The sequence below is a fragment of the Corynebacterium lubricantis DSM 45231 genome, from assembly GCF_000379425.1.
Classification (GTDB): Bacteria; Actinomycetota; Actinomycetes; order Mycobacteriales; family Mycobacteriaceae; genus Corynebacterium; species Corynebacterium lubricantis.
In genome coordinates this window covers 150,059-165,819 of record NZ_KB902204.1, presented here as the reverse complement: position 1 = coordinate 165,819, position 15,761 = coordinate 150,059, and the positions used below count along the sequence as shown (strand labels likewise).

15 protein-coding genes are annotated in these 15,761 nt (G+C 60.4%); 10 read left to right on the top strand and 5 right to left on the bottom strand.

The window, feature by feature from the left end:
* The first annotated feature begins 24 nt into the window (after nt 1–24).
* A complete protein-coding gene (locus A37O_RS0108810) occupies nt 25–240 on the top strand; it encodes a hypothetical protein (protein ID WP_018297144.1) in 216 nt (71 codons plus the stop codon).
* Here A37O_RS0108810 and A37O_RS0108805 read toward each other — a convergent pair whose 3' ends face one another.
* Nucleotides 241–1,842 carry a CYTH and CHAD domain-containing protein gene (locus tag A37O_RS0108805; RefSeq protein ID WP_018297143.1) on the bottom strand — a complete coding sequence of 534 codons (1,602 nt, stop codon included), beginning with the start codon at nt 1,840–1,842 and terminating at the stop codon, nt 241–243.
* Between the two features lie 104 nt (nt 1,843–1,946).
* Between A37O_RS0108805 and A37O_RS0108800 the strand changes: the two genes are divergently transcribed.
* From A37O_RS0108800 to A37O_RS0108790, 3 genes are all read left to right on the top strand, one after another.
* Entirely contained in the window at nt 1,947–3,275 is a 1,329-nt protein-coding gene (locus tag A37O_RS0108800) for a glutamine synthetase family protein (RefSeq protein ID WP_018297142.1), read from the top strand.
* Between the two features lie 21 nt (nt 3,276–3,296).
* Entirely contained in the window at nt 3,297–6,377 is a 3,081-nt protein-coding gene (locus A37O_RS0108795) for a bifunctional [glutamine synthetase] adenylyltransferase/[glutamine synthetase]-adenylyl-L-tyrosine phosphorylase (RefSeq protein ID WP_018297141.1), read from the top strand.
* A gap of 80 nt (nt 6,378–6,457) precedes the next feature.
* Nucleotides 6,458–6,736 carry a hypothetical protein gene (locus tag A37O_RS0108790; protein ID WP_018297140.1) on the top strand — a complete coding sequence of 93 codons (279 nt, stop codon included), beginning with the start codon at nt 6,458–6,460 and terminating at the stop codon, nt 6,734–6,736.
* A 14-nt stretch (nt 6,737–6,750) separates the two neighbouring features.
* Here the strand turns inward: A37O_RS0108790 and A37O_RS0108785 are convergent, their stop codons facing one another.
* A complete protein-coding gene (locus A37O_RS0108785) occupies nt 6,751–8,094 on the bottom strand; it encodes an MFS transporter (protein ID WP_018297139.1) in 1,344 nt (447 codons plus the stop codon).
* Between the two features lie 109 nt (nt 8,095–8,203).
* Between A37O_RS0108785 and thrC the strand changes: the two genes are divergently transcribed.
* From thrC to A37O_RS0108770, 3 genes are read left to right on the top strand one after another with little or no spacing between them, the layout of a single operon-like run.
* Nucleotides 8,204–9,649: a threonine synthase gene (gene thrC, locus A37O_RS0108780; RefSeq protein ID WP_018297138.1), complete on the top strand. Its 1,446-nt coding sequence runs from the start codon at nt 8,204–8,206 to the stop codon at nt 9,647–9,649.
* Nucleotides 9,650–9,669: 20 nt separating this feature from the next.
* Entirely contained in the window at nt 9,670–9,819 is a 150-nt protein-coding gene (locus A37O_RS16665) for a hypothetical protein (RefSeq protein ID WP_018297137.1), read from the top strand.
* Nucleotides 9,816–10,781 carry a trypsin-like serine protease gene (locus tag A37O_RS0108770; RefSeq protein ID WP_018297136.1) on the top strand — a complete coding sequence of 322 codons (966 nt, stop codon included), beginning with the start codon at nt 9,816–9,818 and terminating at the stop codon, nt 10,779–10,781. The genes A37O_RS16665 and A37O_RS0108770 overlap by 4 nt, the downstream gene beginning before the upstream one ends.
* Before the next feature lie 8 nt (nt 10,782–10,789).
* Here A37O_RS0108770 and A37O_RS0108765 read toward each other — a convergent pair whose 3' ends face one another.
* Nucleotides 10,790–11,467, bottom strand: coding sequence for a hypothetical protein (locus A37O_RS0108765; protein WP_018297135.1), 678 nt, complete (start codon nt 11,465–11,467; stop codon nt 10,790–10,792).
* A gap of 6 nt (nt 11,468–11,473) precedes the next feature.
* Nucleotides 11,474–12,325 carry a hypothetical protein gene (locus tag A37O_RS0108760; protein WP_018297134.1) on the bottom strand — a complete coding sequence of 284 codons (852 nt, stop codon included), beginning with the start codon at nt 12,323–12,325 and terminating at the stop codon, nt 11,474–11,476.
* 88 nt (nt 12,326–12,413) lie between these two features.
* Here A37O_RS0108760 and A37O_RS0108755 point away from each other — a divergent pair, with 88 nt between their 5' ends.
* From A37O_RS0108755 to A37O_RS0108745, 3 genes are read left to right on the top strand one after another with little or no spacing between them, the layout of a single operon-like run.
* Nucleotides 12,414–12,941, top strand: a complete 528-nt coding sequence (locus tag A37O_RS0108755) for an NUDIX hydrolase (protein WP_026196267.1) — start codon at nt 12,414–12,416, stop codon at nt 12,939–12,941.
* A 24-nt stretch (nt 12,942–12,965) separates the two neighbouring features.
* The gene (locus tag A37O_RS0108750) at nt 12,966–13,655 is read left to right on the top strand and encodes a PIG-L deacetylase family protein (protein WP_018297132.1); all 690 of its coding nucleotides are present in this window, start codon (nt 12,966–12,968) and stop codon (nt 13,653–13,655) included.
* Nucleotides 13,643–14,254, top strand: a complete 612-nt coding sequence (locus tag A37O_RS0108745) for a glycoside hydrolase family 25 protein (RefSeq protein WP_083912623.1) — start codon at nt 13,643–13,645, stop codon at nt 14,252–14,254. The genes A37O_RS0108750 and A37O_RS0108745 overlap by 13 nt, the downstream gene beginning before the upstream one ends.
* A 51-nt stretch (nt 14,255–14,305) precedes the next feature.
* On the opposite strand, the gene glnA is transcribed toward A37O_RS0108745, so the two are convergent.
* Nucleotides 14,306–15,742, bottom strand: a complete 1,437-nt coding sequence (gene glnA, locus A37O_RS0108740; RefSeq protein WP_018297130.1) for a type I glutamate--ammonia ligase — start codon at nt 15,740–15,742, stop codon at nt 14,306–14,308.
* Nucleotides 15,743–15,761 lie beyond the last annotated feature (19 nt).

The window sequence follows — 15,761 nt, the reverse complement described above, 5'->3', positions numbered from 1 at the left end:
AATTGAACAAGGAGGAACAAGACTGTGTCCGATGACAAGTTCTACTACAGCCCTTCCAGCGGTGAAGTAAGCCAGGGCAAACATGCAGGCTGGGACGACCGGATGGGCCCCTACGACACCGCCGAGGAAGCCGCCGAAGCCCTGTCCATTGCGAACAAGCGCAATGCGGCAGCAGACCGAGCTGAGGAAGCCGATGACAACTGGGGTGAGCCGGCCTCCTGGGAAAAAGACGAGAAGTAGCTAGCGGCGCTTCTTCTTCAGCTTGGCAAAACCGAACTTAATATCCGAAACCACGTCGTCGTATCCCTTGAGGGATGCGGCGGCGTTATCCATTTCTACCTGGTACAACATGCCGTAGGCGAAGGTGTCCTCGCCGCGCTCGCGAGCTGCTTCGGAGAAATCATGCAGGCGCTCGCGTGCGGTGACAGCATCCTGGAAATCGCCCAGCAGCGACTGCAGCTTCTTGCAGGAGCGAGCCAGCTTCGTGGTCTTCAGCTTCGATGCCTCACCGACCGCCTCGGCGGCGTAGCGCAGTTTCTTCGCGGTCTTGCGCATGTCGTGGACATAATCCTCGCGCTCGTGCAGGGAAAGCTCCGGATCGTTGTAGAAATCCACCACGCGCTGGTGACGCTTCATCAGCTTCTTGTAGGCCTCGGCCAGGTGGTCGTAGAGCACATCCGCCGGCGGGGTCGCAGCCTCTGCCTGCTCCGCGTCCTGCTGCGTCTCCACAGGAGGATGCGCGATGAGCTCGTCGATATCGTTGAGTAGTTCAAGGTAGCGCTTCGAGTTCAGCGCCTCGACGATCTTCGCGTGTGCGGCCTCGTATTCGGCGCGCATATCGCCGCGGATATGGGAGGCCGCAGTCTCGTCGACAAGACCCGTGACATCCGATTCCAGCAGGTCCTGGAAGCGCTCTTCGACAACCTCTGCGTCGCGCGCTGTGCCTAAGATGCTGGCGAGTTCCTTAAGCTCAGTGGAAATCCGCGCGAGATTATCCGAGACCAAGATGCCCTCGAAGGTTTCCAGGTGGCTGCGCAGTTCGCGGGTGGCTACGCGCATCTGGTGCACGGAATCCCACTCGTCGCGGCGGACCTTCGGATCCCAGCTAATCAGCGAGTCACGGTTGCCCTTCAGCGCCTCAACGACGGCGTGCGCCGGATGATCGAAGTCCAGGGTCTCGCCGGCCAGATGCGGTGGCAGCGGTGCCTCGTCCTGCGTGTGGCCCAGCGCCGAGACGAGCTTGCTTGGCGACGACGACACGCGCGCACCATGAGCAATGAGATAAGTGGTGGCCTGGCGGATCAGCTCGGAACCGTCATCGGTACCAGCCAGATCCCCGGCAAGCTCAACTTCCCATTCGCGCCAGGAGGTGCGCTCGCCGCCGGGAAGCAACGACCAAGCGGTAACGCGGTCGTCGCAGAACTCGGCCACAACCTTTTCCTCGCCGTACTCGCTAGCGCTGGCAAGCGCCGATTCGGTGCGGTGGTTATCTACCTGCGCGATGGGCTCAAGGGGCTGCTCGCGCACAATCGCCCGGATCTGCGAGAGCAGCTCGTCGGGGATGGTTGCAGGGTCAGTCAACTCCGCGGAGAGCTCGAGGCGGCCCTGGGTGGCGGGGAGCTTCAAGTGCCAGCCATCATCCTTGCCGCCGGTGCGACGACGCAGGGTCACCTTCGCGCGGGTCAGGCGCAGATCGCGGGTGTCATAGTAAATCGCCGAGAGATGATGCTCAGTGGTCGAGGCAATATGGTCCACGGCTTTCAATGCGGTGAGATCTGGGGTGGGAGTCGTTTCGTCGACAGAAAACTTCGCTTCTACTTCGAGAAAGCTCGGGGTGGACACGTCTTGGCCTCCTGGCACTAAAGATCGGACAAGTGAGCGGGCGTTTGGCCACGCGGGTCTGATTTTCTTAATTCTACTGCTGCATTCCCGCTACAGTTTAGAGTATGAACAGCCAACAAGAATTTGTGCTCAGCTCCGTTGAAGAACGTGGCATCCGGTTCATTCGGTTATGGTTCACGGATATTTCCGGTGCATTGAAGTCGATCATGATGAGCCCCTCCGAGCTCGAAGGGGCCTTTGAAGAGGGCGCCGGGTTCGATGGTTCCTCCATTGAGGGCTTCTCGCGGATCTCCGAGTCCGACACCTTGTTGCTGCCCGACCCGTCGACGTTCCGGATCCTGCCCTTTGATAGCGACGACCCGAACCTGCAAACAGCGCGCATGTTCTGCGACATCACCACCCCTGACGGTAGTCCTGCCTACGCCGACCCGCGCGACGTGCTGCGCCGCCAGGTCACCAAAGCGGGCGACGAGGGGTTTACGTGTATGGCCGCTCCCGAGATCGAGTTCTACGTCCTCGAGCGTGACCAGCATCATTCGCCCACCGATAACGGTGCCTACTTTGATCAGGCGACCTTTAATTCCGCGCCGACTTTTCGTCGTGAGGCGATGCTCGCCCTGGAATTTATGGGCATCGCCACCGAATTCTCCCACCACGAGGCCTCCCCGGGGCAGCAAGAGATCGACCTGCGCTACTCCGACGTGCTCTCCATGGCCGACAACGTGATGACCTTTCGCTACCTGATCAAAAACGTCGCCGCCTCCAACGGCGTCCAGGCCACGTTTATGCCGAAGCCGTTTAAGGAGCATGCGGGTTCGGCGATGCACACGCACTTCTCGCTCTTCGAGGGCGACACCAACGCCTTCCACGACCCAGACAACGAGATCGCGCTGTCGACAACCGGCAAGCAGTTCATCGCCGGCATCTTGGAGCATGCCCCGGAGATCTCCGCGGTGACAAACCAGTGGGTCAATTCCTACAAACGCCTCCAGTTCGGCGCCGAGGCACCGACGGCGGTGACCTGGGGAATTTCGAATCGCTCGGCGCTCGTGCGCGTGCCCACGTACCGCCTGAACAAGGAAGCTTCACGACGAATTGAGGTCCGCTCCCTCGACTCGGCCGTCAATCCCTATCTCGGATTCGCCGTCGTGCTTGCCGCTGGCCTGCGTGGTATTCGCGAGGAATACGTGCTGGGGGAGCCAGCCGAAGACGATGTGTTCGCGCTGACTCGCCGCGAGCGCCGCGCACTCGGGTACCGCGACCTGCCGACCTCGCTCGACGAGGCGCTGCGCCTGATGGAGAAGTCCGAATTCATGGCCGAGGTGCTAGGCGAGCAGGTCTTCGAATTCTTCCTGCGCTCGAAGTGGAACGAATGGCACGACTACACCGAGCAAATCACCCCGTGGGAGATTGATCGAAATCTTGACTTTTAGCTTGATTGTTAAGGAGCTACCATGACGCGCGCGACACTGCCTTCGGCGGCCAGCCTGGGCCTGAGAAGCGAACATGCCTCCACAGATATTGTCGAGCTCGGCTTCGATACCGAAGAGCTGCTCTACACTCTGGCGGGTTCGGGTGATCCGGACTTGGCGCTGAATGCGGCCAGGCGTCTGAAGATGAATCTGGACAGTGTTGAGGGCTCGGGAGCCGGATATAGCGAACTGCGCGCGGAACTGCAGGAGAACTCGACGCTGCGCACGCGCTTCTTCGCGTTGCTTGGTGGCTCGACAGCACTGGGAGATCACCTGGTTGCCCACCCAGAATTATGGCGCGAATTTGAGAAACCTGGACTGAGTACGGCAGAGATTTACCAGGCCATGCTCTCGTCGGTAAGCGCCGTGCCGGAGCCGTGGTGCGTGGGCACACCCGAGCTCGATCGGGCGGGCACGTACCGCGCCGGGATTGAGGGCAAGGACGCCAAGGTGGCGCTGCGCGGGGCCTACCGCACCCTGATGATGCGCATCGCCGCAGCTGACCTGGCCGGGACCTTCGCCGCGCGCAAGGGCTTCGGGGCAGACGAACCAAAACTGGAATTTACTAAGGTCACGGGTCTTCTCACCGACTGCGCCGACGCGGCGCTGACCGCCGCGCTTTCGGTTGCGGTGCGCCAGGTCTACGGCGACGAGGAAATGGATACCCAGCTGGCCGTCATGGCGATGGGCAAATGCGCGGCCCAGGAACTCAATTACATCTCGGATGTGGATGTCATCTTCATTGCCGAGCCCGCCACCTCGAAGGCGACACGTCTTGCCAGCGACTTCAACCGCATCGGATCGGCGTGTTTCTTCGAAGTGGATGCGAACCTGCGCCCCGAGGGCAAGTCCGGCGCGCTCGTGCGCACCGTCGATTCGCACGAAACCTATTACAAGCGCTGGGCCGAAACCTGGGAATTTCAGGCCCTTCTGAAATCCCGCCCCATGACCGGGCACCTGCCTTTGGCACGCGAATATAAAGAACGCATCGACCCGATGGTCTGGGAAGCTAGCCAGCGCGAAAGCTTCGTCGACGACATTCAGGCCATGCGCCGCCGAGTACTAGAAACGGTGCCGCAGGATATGCGCGACCGCGAGCTCAAGCTGGGCAACGGCGGCCTGCGTGATGTCGAATTTGCCGTGCAGCTCCTCCAATTGGTGCACGGTCGCGTGGATACATCGCTGCGTGTGTTGAACACCGTCAGGGCGCTGCGGGCGCTGAGCCTCGGCGGCTATGTCGGACGAGAAGACGCTGCGAACCTGATCAACACCTACGAGTTCCTGCGCCTGCTCGAGCACCGCCTGCAGCTGCACCGTTTCAAGCGTACCCACACGCTGCCCGCGGCGGACGATACCCAGAACCTGAAATGGTTGGCCTCGACGATCGGGCTGACCTCCTCGATGGAAAAATCCGCGGTGGAAAAGCTCCAAAGCGAGCTGCGCGGAGTGCGCCACGTGGTGTCGAATTTGCACGCGAAGCTGTTTTACCGCCCGCTGCTCAATTCCGTGGTTACGTTTACCGACGGCGAGGTCAATCTCACACCGGAGGCCGCGAAACTGCAGCTCTCTGCGCTGGGTTACAAGCACCCCGAGCGCGCCTTCGAGCACCTCACCGCGTTGGCGAAGGGCTCTTCGCGCAAGGCCAAGCTGCAGGCGATCCTGCTGCCCACACTCATGGAATGGCTCTCGGAGACAGCCGATCCCGACGCCGGCCTGCTCAATTACCGCAAGCTGTCCGATGCGGCTTTCGATCGCACGTGGTTCCTGCGCATGCTTCGCGACGAAGGCGTGGTCGGCCAGCGGCTCATGCACATTTTGGGTACCTCCCCGTACACCGCGGACCTGATTATTAAGGCCCCCGATGTAGTCAAACTGCTCGGCGATGGCGCGCAAAAACCCAAGTTGCTCGATGCCGCCCCGGATCAGGTGTACAAGGCGTTGATCGCCTCGTCGAAACGCCATAAAGATCCGGACAAGGCCGTCAGCGTGGCCCGCGCCCTGCGTCGCAGCGAACTCGCGCGCATCGCCTCGGCGGACCTGTTGGGATTTATGGACGTGCGCCAGGTCTGTATGGAGCTGACCTGGGTGTGGGAGGCGGTGCTTCAGGCGGCGCTGCTCGCCGAAGTTCGCGCCGACCTTGCCGCACGCGAGGATCGCGACGAGCCTTTGGCTCGCATTTCGGTGATCGGGATGGGCAGGCTGGGTGGTCAAGAACTCGGCTACGGTTCCGATGCCGACGTGATGATTGTGGCCGAACCCGTCGAAGGGGTTGACGAGCATGAGGCTCTGACCTGGGCGACGAAGATGATTGATCAGATGCGTCGTCGCTTAGCGAAGCCCTCTGGCGATCCGCCGATTGAGGTCGATTTGGGATTGCGTCCGGAGGGGCGCTCGGGTGCTGTCGCCCGGACCATCGCCTCCTATGAGCGCTACTACTCCGAGTGGGGAGAGGTCTGGGAGAAACAAGCACTCCAGCGTGCCTCGCATGTTGCGGGCGACCCGGATGTGGGCCTGAAATTTTTACACACCATTGATAAATTTCGCTACCCAGAAAACGGGGCGAGTGATGCGGATCTTCGCGAAGTCCGTCGGATCAAGGCGCGCGTGGACAACGAGCGCCTGCCGCGCGGCGCGGATAAGAATACTCATACCAAGCTGGGCCGCGGTGCACTCTCAGATATTGAGTGGACGATCCAGCTGATCACGATGATGCACGCTCATGAGTATCCGCAGTTGCACAACACTTCGACGCTCGAGGTGCTCGACTTCTTAAAAACCGACGAGGCGTCCGCCATTATCCGCGCGGAGCAAGTCACCATTTTGGAAGAGGCCTGGTTGATGGCCACGAATGCGCGCAACGCGCTTGTGCTTGTGCGCGGCAAGCGCAGCGACCAGCTGCCTAGCCCCGGGCCACAACTGGCGCAGGTCGCCGGTGCCGCGGGCTACGATCCGCACAATAACCAGGAGTTCCTCGAGGATTACCTGCGCGTGACCCGGCGTAGCCACCGCGTGGTGGAAGAAGTGTTCTGGGGTGAAGAGCCCAGCCACGAATACGACGAATAAGTTCTGTGCTGGTTTTTCAGGGTTTGTTTTCAGGGTTTGCCCCGATGCACGACTGCCCACCGCGGTCGTAGCATGGGGGCATGGCACTGAACATGACAATCAACCTCGACGACGCAACCTTCTCCGACCTCGTGGCTTTGGTCAAAGCAGCCGAGGTAGCAGGCATTGATAAGCGCGCACCCCTGACCCTGGAAGGCTCTGAGCTCTCCATCTCCGTGACCACCCCTGGAGTCACGGTCTTAGGCAGTGATCAATCCAACAACCGGACCACTCCGCAACCGAACATTGGCGATGCTGCGATCCGCAGCGTGATCGATATTTTGACCGGCCGCCAAGAACCGCCACGTTCTAATCAGTAAGCAACTACTCCGCGCTACTTGTCATCGTCGTGAGGCTGAGGTTCAGCCTCGTCGACGATGACAATTTTCTTTGCCTTCTCCTGTGCAGCTTTGCGCTTAATGGTCACGAACGTGGTGATCAGTCCGATCATGTAGACGAACCACACGGCGAACACGGCGAGCCACGCGAAGCGGAAATCAGTCCACTCGTAGGACTGACCATTAGACGAGAAGTCCAGCAAAAAGCCCACGAGCTGGGCTGCGATCATGGCGGCGAGGAAGCCACCCATGTTGCCGAAGCCGGTACCGGTGGCCACAACGCCGTTTGGCAGCTTCTCGCGGATCTGGTCGAAGCCAAAGTTTGCCGCTGGTGTTGCAAACGCCATGATGATGTTCAATACGACAATCGCAATCAGTCCGCGTGCATCAGGGGAGAGGAAGAACACCACCCAGGATGCGGTGTTGATGAGCGTTGCGATGAACACGACGTTGGTGCGTTTGTTACCAGCGCGGGCAGAGATAATGCCCATGATGGGGCCCGCGATGACAGCAGCAATGGTATTCGCCAGCAGCACTAAACCGGCGGTTGTCTCGGGGATACCCATGCCGAGTGTCATCAGTGGCATGCCCCACAAAAGCGCGAAGACGTTGACGTAGAGCATGGACACACCGTGAATGAAGAAGGCTTGCCAACAGATTGCCGATGTCAGCACTGTCTTCAGTGCCTGCCCCAACGACACTCGTCCTTCCCCGGAGCGTGCCTTTTCTTCGGCCTTAACTGGTGTGGAATCCTCCGGTGCGTCCGCCACCGCCACAAACGCCGCCAGCGAGACCAAGATGCCAATCGCACCGAGGGTGACAAAGGCAACGGTCCAGCCGCTGGTATTGAGCAACCACAAGAACGGCACGGCGGACAGGAACTGGCCGATCTGCCCAAAAGAAGCCGTGAGCTGCGTGAACACCGGTGTTTTCTTTAGTGGGAACCAGTACGGCAGGATGCGCATCACCGACAGGAAGGCGGTTGCATCGCCCATACCGATGAGAACTCGGGCAGCAATGGCAACCCAATAATTCGTGGTGAAACCAAGCATGATCTGCCCGATCGCCATGATCAGCGCACCGGCGACCAACATGCGGCGCGGACCGAAGCGGTCAATGAGCAGGCCCATCGGGATCTGTGAAAGGGCATAGACACCCACCTGCACCGAAGTGAACACGGCGATCCGCGACGCGTCGACCTGGAAGCGATCAATCGCATCCACACTGGCCACACCGAAAGATGTGCGCCCAAGAATGGCCACAATGTAGACAATGCAGGCAGCTGTCCAAACAGTCAGGGCTTTCGTCGTAACAACTTCACGGGGATCGGGTGTGGCCATGGCTGGTCACTCTACTCTCTCCCTCCAAATTAGACAGAAGTTGTATGGGGGAGAGGCGCACCCGTGCCTTAATGCCTCATTGTCGAGCGGAATCAGTAATGTGTAGGTGGTGGATTACATTTCAACTCGCGATGCCTCCCGCACGACGTACAAGTTCACCGACATCCTGCTGTCCGGCTTGGCGCCCGACGGCGGTTTGTACATGCCAGTTGAGTACCCGCAGATCAGCGGGGAAACGCTCACACAGTGGCGCACGCTGCTTGCGGAGAAGGGCTACGCGGCGCTCGCCGCCGAAATTCTCAAGCTCTATATCGACGACATCCCGGCCGCCGACATCGAAGCGATCACCGCGCGCGCCTACCGCACCCCAGTCTTCGAAACCGAAGACATCGTGCCGGTGACGCGTATCGACGAGCACCTGCTCATCGCTCACCTCTCCGACGGACCGACCGCGGCGTTTAAAGACATGGCGATGCAGCTGCTTGGCGAGCTCTTCGAGTACGAACTCGCGCGCCGCGACGAGACCATCAACATCCTTGGCGCCACCTCCGGTGACACCGGCTCGTCTGCCGAGTACGCCATGCGTGGACGCAAGGGCATCCGCGTGTTCATGCTCACCCCAGCCGGGCGCATGACCCCATTCCAGCAGGCACAGATGTTCGGCCTCGATGATCCGAACATCTTCAACATTGCCCTCGACGGCGTCTTCGACGACTGCCAGGACGTGGTCAAGGAAGTCAACGCCGACGCCGAGTTCAAGAAGCAATACCGCATCGGTGCCGTGAACTCGATCAACTGGGCACGCCTGTTGGCCCAGACCGTGTACTACGTCTCCACGTACCTGCGGGTCACCGAGAACAACAGCGAAAAGCTGTCCTTCTCCGTGCCCACTGGCAACTTCGGCGACATCTGCGCCGGCCACGTCGCACGCCAGATGGGCCTGCCAATCGATCGCCTGATCGTGGCTACCAACGAGAACGACGTGCTCAATGACTTCTTCACCAACGGCAAGTACATCCCTCGTTCGGCAGCGGAAACGGTGGCGACCTCGTCGCCAAGCATGGACATTTCGAAGGCGTCGAACTTCGAGCGCTTCATCTTCGACGTACTCGACCGCGATGCTGAGCGCACCGCGCAGTACTTCGGTGTGGACGTGAAGCAGGGCGGGTTCTCCCTGGAAGGAGAGGACTACCGTGCGAAGGTCCGCGACACCTACGGCTTCCTGTCCGGCAAGTCCACGCACGCCGATCGTCTGGTCACTATTCGCGAGACGAAGAACAACTTCGATGTCATGATCGACCCGCACACCGCCGACGGTGTGAAGGTGGCTCGCGACTGGCAGGACTCTGTGGAAACCGACATTGTAGTGCTTGAGACAGCGCTGCCCGTAAAATTCTCGGATACTATTGTCGAAGCAACCGGGGAAGCACCCGCCACACCGGAACGCTTCGCCGGGATCATGGACGCGGAGCGATTCGTGACCGATCTGCCCAACGATGCCGAGCAGGTGAAGCAGTTCATCGCCGATTCCATCGCAGCGGTAGATGTGAAATAGGCAAGATTTAAGGAGAGCGCATGGCACAAGAGCAATTTGCCGGCCCTGAGTATCACACCTCCTTTGACCCGGAGAAGTTCATTCGGGATTTAAAGGCCCAGGCTGATGCAGAGGCTGAGGCAGCAGCGGACGAAAACGAAAGCCACGAAGACGACGCGGAGCAGCAGTGAGCGTGACACCGTCGTCTGATTCGGATAGCAACGATAGTGGGCTGGCCACGTGGTCGGCCCTGATCGTCGTGGTCAGTTTCGCCGTCGCTGCCGTGGCTTGGTTGGGGTTTTCCGAATACGGAGGGGAACTGGGCGCTCAAGCAAACAGCAACCCCGAGTCCAATGTGGGGGCCGCAGCTCCGCCCGAACCGGGCTCGCAGACTGATCTGCACACGAATGCCGCCAGCGTGCTCACTCCAGTGTCAGCGCCGTGGGCGCCGGGCACTCTGATTCAGTCCACGGATCATTACCCGCAGCCCGGGGAAATGTTTAGCGCCCAGTCGTGCACCGTGGCATTTAGCTTTACCGGTGAAGACGGTCGCTCGTATGCAGTCACCGCCGGTCACTGCGGCAAAGAGGGCGACCTCGTGTGGCCCACCAACGCGATGTACGCCTGGGACTACGCCAGCGAGGCGGGCCACTACATCTATTCGGGCATGTACACCGAGCTCGCCGCGGGCAACGAGATGGGCACAGACATCGGAATCATCGAGATCACCGATCCGAACCGCGAGATGGAAGTCGTGGGCCAGCCCATCGAGACCGGCCTGATTCTCAATAGCGATCCCGCCGCCGAAGTGTGCAAAACCGGTGGAACGACGGGGTATACGTGTGGAGCATTCACCCAGTCGAATCGGACGCAAGTGGTGATGGCGGATTCCGGCGATGAAGTACGCACGCACGGCGATATTGCCCAGGTGTGCGCAGCCAAAGGAGACTCGGGCGGACCCGTGTTCAACGAGGTCAATGGGCGCTCTGCCATCATCGGTGTTGTCTCAGGCACCGAGGCGGGCACCGCAGTGGAGGATTGCTCCACCGATGCAGGACAGAACATGCTGATGTCCTTTTCCACCACGGCCCAGGCTCTTGAAGTAATTGATCAAGTCGTTCCCGATGTCGCCTGGAACGAACAGGGCTGGTAACTGAAAAGTTAGACGCGGGACCACAAATCGCGCGTCTGCGCCCCGTCCGGTCCGTATGCCGTCAGTGTGATGAGCCGGAGCTTCGGCAGCGTCTGGGAGAGTGAATCCCAGGAATCCACGATGGCCTTTTGCTCGGCTGTCGAGTCGGTAAACCACACGAACTCGGCGCGAGTCTGGCGTGCTTCTCCCGGGAAGTCCAGCACGGTGACGGCGTCGGCGTCGTCGTTAAGCGCTGCACTATACAGTGCGCTCATTGCCGCCGGATCCATACTGGAGTGGCAGAATCCGAACAGGTCGAACTGCATGTTGTCCTGCGTCTGCAACGACACCGTGTTCAGGCAATGATCGGCGAGCAGCGCATTAATATGCGACGTTGCGGTGTTCGGGTTGAGCTCGGCATCCGGGGTGAGTGTGCCCGTGAGCTCGAGGCCGGAGTGGGTATCGGTAACCACTGCGCCATCAATCAGCCAGGGTTGGACCTGGGCTTGGGCCGGAGCCGGGTCGCCGTTGAAGTCTGGAGCTGGGGGTTCTTTCCCGTAGGTGACGCCGGGGCGGTTATAGGCGTCGGCCTCGTGGCGTGCCAGCAGCACGATCGCAGTAATCGCGGCGATGAGCAACACCGCGACACCGAGATAGTACACAGGTGCGGGAACCTTGAAGCGGCTGTTGGAAGAAGTGCTCGTCACGCTTTCTTATCCTAGGTTATCGGCAGTCCGCTCAAGGCCATCCGGGGTCACCGCATATTCCACGATCTCGGAGTTGCCCTGAGCGACGTACGCCCGGATGTCTACTCCTGGGACTGCGCGCAGATCGGCGAGGTCGGACTCGGTGGCATCAAAGAAGTAAGCGTCGTAGCCGCCTGCAGGGTCGGTTGACTGGCGGATTTCATGCGGAGCGAAGTCCTGCAAAGCTTCAATCACGGAGGCAAATTCTGCGGTGTTCGCTTCCTCCTCGCAGGCAGATTTTATGGTGATCCTCGTGTCCCGGGCTTGCATGCCAGCGGCGTCGAAACCGTTGAAACACCACTGCGTAGTCATCGCGTTGACCGTGTTAACCAACCCCTCAGGATCGTCGAGCGAGGTAGGTGTCATCACCGCGTCCACGGCATATTCTTTGCCCTCGAAGTAAGACGAGGTGAACTTCGTCAGCGTTGCATCGGCGAAATACTCCGGATCCAACGCCTCGGCCATCGCAGGGGGCAATTCGATGTACATGATGAAGGAATCAACCGGTGTGCCCGTGGAATCATCGGGGCGGGCATCGCCGGTGAGATTCGAGGTGGATCGAGCACTCGTGGTTGTGCTCGTGGTTGTAGTTGGGGTGGGGACTGGGTTTGTGGGGCGCGTCGGATCTGCCGATGTTCCTGAACCACGGTCCTGGAAAAACCACACAGCAAGACCCGCGACGACAACCGCGATCACGATCACCGCGATAGCAACAAACACCACACCTACAGAACTGCCCTGAGACGAGCTCTCTTGCGATGAAGGTTCCTCGCCTGGCTTGTATTCGCCAAAGGGGTTCTGGCGGGGAGTGTGGGACATGCTCGTATTCCTTCTTGTCAATCGTCTCGTTGATGCTTTCGGGAGGTATCCCACAGGGTAGCGGAGGAGGCGCGCTAGAGTGTGGATCATGGCTACCCCAGAGTTCATCGTCGAAACGCGAAAAAAGATTGGCCACGACCCCATGTGGATCCCGGCAGTGTCTGCCGTTGTGCTCCGCGACTCCACGGACGATTCGCCGTGGGCCGTGCCCGAGGTGTTGTTAGTCAAGCGCGCCGACAACGGGGCATGGACTCCAGTGACCGGCATTTGTGACCCGGGCGTGGAGGCGCACGACGCGGCTCGTCGTGAAGTTCTGGAAGAAACCGGACTCCATGTCACCCCTGCCGCACTCCTGGGGGTGGGCACCGTCGGTCCCGTCGTCCATGTCAACGGCGACCATGCCAGCTACATGTCCATCGCCGTGCGCCTCGAGGCCGACGATCCTACGCTCGATCCCGTAGTCGGCGACGAGGAAAACGTCGAGGTGGGCTGGTATTCCATCGCGCACATGCCGGTTAAAGACCCGAAGTGGCGCCTGATCATCGCCGATGCTGCAGCTCAGCGCAAGCACCCGCAGCAGTTCACCCCGCGGCTGGGCTTTACCAAGCGGAATTAATTATTTTCTGGCTATTGTGGGGCCATGGCTGAGAAATTAGACACTACTGGCGTCGAGCGCATCCTGTGCGTCGTTGCCCACCCCGACGACCTGGAATATGGCATTTCTGCCGCCGTTGCCGCGTGGACCGCACAAGGCATCCAGGTGGATTACCTGCTCATGACCGCCGGTGAGGCCGGAATGAAGCGGCCTCCCGAGGTTGTGGCTCCACTTCGCGCGGCGGAGCAGCAGGCCGCCTGCGACATCGTCGGGGTTTCGTCTCTGACAATTCTTGATTTCCCGGACGGACAGATGGAACCGGGTGTTGCCGTGCGCCGCGCGATTGCTGGTGTGATCCGCGAGCGGAAGCCGGACTGGGTAGTAACCTCCAATTTCGCGTGGCAGGCACCGTGGGGCATCAACCACATCGATCACCGCATCACCGGCGAGGCCACGGGCGACGCCATCCGCGACGCCGACAACCGCTGGCTCTTCCCGGAACTCGGCGAGCCGCATAAGGCCACGAAGTTCCTCGTTGGCGGTGCCGCGGAGCCGACGCATTATGTCAATGTTGAGGGAGAGGCCTTTGACAAGGGCATCGCCTCGCTGGCCGCGCACAAGGAATACCTGGCCGATCTGCCGGATCATCCCTCGCCACGCGAGGTCCACGAATCGGCCACCGTGGCCGTCGGTGATTCGGCCTGTGCCGTCTGCTTCGCGGTATGGGACATGTAATAAGCTTCGGCGTTGATGTCAGCGAGCACCAGGACGGCATGTCGCTCGTGCGCGCGGCCGCCGAGGGCATCCGGTTCGCGGTGGTGCGCACCACCGACGGCACGTACAGGGATCGCACGTATCGCTCGCATATCGACGACGCCCTCTCCGCAGGTCTCGACGTCGCGGCCTATCACTATCTGCGCAGCCCTTCGGAGGGCACCACGGTTGCTGAACAGGTGTCGGCTTCCGTCTCCGTGATGGGCGCTAATGTGGTGCCGATCTGGATCGATTGCGAGACCCCGGCGGGTTTGTCTGTTGCTGATGTCCGCGCTGCTGTGTCGGAGTACCGATCGCGCGGGGTGCCGGTGTCAGGTGTGTACACGTATGCCCGGTATTGGCGCTGGCGCATGGGCAACCCAGACTCGCGTGAATTCGGCTCGCTGTGGCTGGCTAACTATGGCCTGGATATCCCGGGCACGCCTGCAGAAATCTATCGCGGCGATTCGGCTGGCGTGTGGTCGCGCCGGGTCGGTGGGCAAAGTCCTGTGATGTGGCAGTTCGGTTCGAACGCCCAGGTTGCGGGCTTTGCGGTGGATATCAACGCGGTGCGGGGATAAGTAAACCCCGAAGAATTCTCTTCGGGGTTTACTTTTGGCTTCTGGCGCTATTTAGACGTCGAAGTACAGCTCGAACTCGTGAGGAGTTGGGCGTACGCGAGAAGGCTGGATCTCGTTTTCGTACTTGAGGTTGATGTAAGTCTCGATCAGGTCCTCGGTGAACACGTCGCCTTCGGTGAGGAACTCGTGGTCTGCCTCGAGAGCAGCCAGCGAAGCCTCGAGGGAGGTTGGTGCCTGCGGGATGGACTTAGCTTCCTCAGGAGGCAGCTCGTAGAGGTCCTTGTCCACTGGAGCGTGTGGCTCGATGCGGTTCTTGATACCGTCCAGGCCAGCCATGAGCATTGCAGAGAAGCCCAGGTATGGGTTGCCTGATGGGTCCGGCGCACGGAACTCAATGCGCTTTGCCTTCGGGTTGGAGCCGGTAATTGGGATACGCACGGCAGCCGAGCGGTTACGCTGCGAGTACACCAGGTTGATCGGAGCCTCGAAGCCCTTCACCAGACGGTGGTAGGAGTTCAGGGTGGGGTTGGTGAACGCGAGCACAGCGCCAGCGTGGTGCAGGATGCCGCCGATGTAATAGCGAGCAATGTCAGACAGGCCGCCATAGCCGGACTCGTCGTAGAACAGTGGCTCACCGTCCTTCCACAGAGACTGGTGGACGTGCATGCCCGAGCCGTTGTCGCCTGCAAGTGGCTTCGGCATGAAGGTTGCTACCTTGCCGTGCTGTGCAGCGGTGTTCTTGATGATGTACTTGAACGACTGCAGATCATCCGCCGCTGCCAAGAGCGAGTTGAAGCGGTAGTTGATCTCGTTCTGGCCGCCGGTGCCCACCTCGTGGTGGAAGCGCTCCAGGTGGAAGCCAGCGTCGCGCAGGTTCTTCGCCATTGCGTCGCGAAGCTCCATGGTCTTGTCATAAGGAGGAACAGGGAAGTAGCCGCCCTTGACGCGAGTCTGGTTGCCCAGGTTTGGGGTGCCGTCGAGCTGGGTGTCGTTGCCGCGGTTCCACCAACCCTCATCGGAATCAAGCTCGTAGTACGCCTTGTTGGTGTCAGCGAAGTACTTCACCTTGTCGAAGATGTAGAACTCGGCCTCGGCGCCCATGGAAGCGGAATCCGCGATGCCGGTGGACTGCAGGTACTCCTCGGCCTTCGCTGCGACGTTGCGAGGGTCGCGGGAGAAAGGCTCACGCGTGAAAGGATCGTTGACGAAGAACTTCATGTTCAGCGTCTTCGTGGAACGGAACGGATCGATCCGGGCGGTGCTTGGGTCAGGCAGGAGCATCATGTCGGACTCGTCGATGGTGGTGAAACCACGCACGGAAGAGCCGTCGAATGCCAAGCCTTCCTCAGCGGCATCCTCGTCGAATTCGCTAGCTGGCATGGAGAAGTGCTGCTCAATACCGGGGACATCAGTGAAACGGACATCGAGGAATTCAATTTCCTCGTCCTTGATGTATTTGATTATGTCCTGAACATTTTCGAAGGCCACTGTGACGTCTCCTCGCTTG

Coding starts and splice junctions, on each gene's coding strand:
- A37O_RS0108790 (WP_018297140.1), top strand. CDS start 6,458: ATGGCACTGAACATGACAATCAACCTCGACGACGCAACCTTCTCCGAC.
- A37O_RS0108800 (WP_018297142.1), top strand. CDS start 1,947: ATGAACAGCCAACAAGAATTTGTGCTCAGCTCCGTTGAAGAACGTGGC.
- A37O_RS0108750 (WP_018297132.1), top strand. CDS start 12,966: ATGGCTGAGAAATTAGACACTACTGGCGTCGAGCGCATCCTGTGCGTC.
- A37O_RS16665 (WP_018297137.1), top strand. CDS start 9,670: ATGGCACAAGAGCAATTTGCCGGCCCTGAGTATCACACCTCCTTTGAC.
- A37O_RS0108745 (WP_083912623.1), top strand. CDS start 13,643: ATGGGACATGTAATAAGCTTCGGCGTTGATGTCAGCGAGCACCAGGAC.
- A37O_RS0108755 (WP_026196267.1), top strand. CDS start 12,414: ATGGCTACCCCAGAGTTCATCGTCGAAACGCGAAAAAAGATTGGCCAC.
- A37O_RS0108795 (WP_018297141.1), top strand. CDS start 3,297: ATGACGCGCGCGACACTGCCTTCGGCGGCCAGCCTGGGCCTGAGAAGC.
- A37O_RS0108760 (WP_018297134.1), bottom strand. CDS start 12,325: ATGTCCCACACTCCCCGCCAGAACCCCTTTGGCGAATACAAGCCAGGC.
- A37O_RS0108785 (WP_018297139.1), bottom strand. CDS start 8,094: ATGGCCACACCCGATCCCCGTGAAGTTGTTACGACGAAAGCCCTGACT.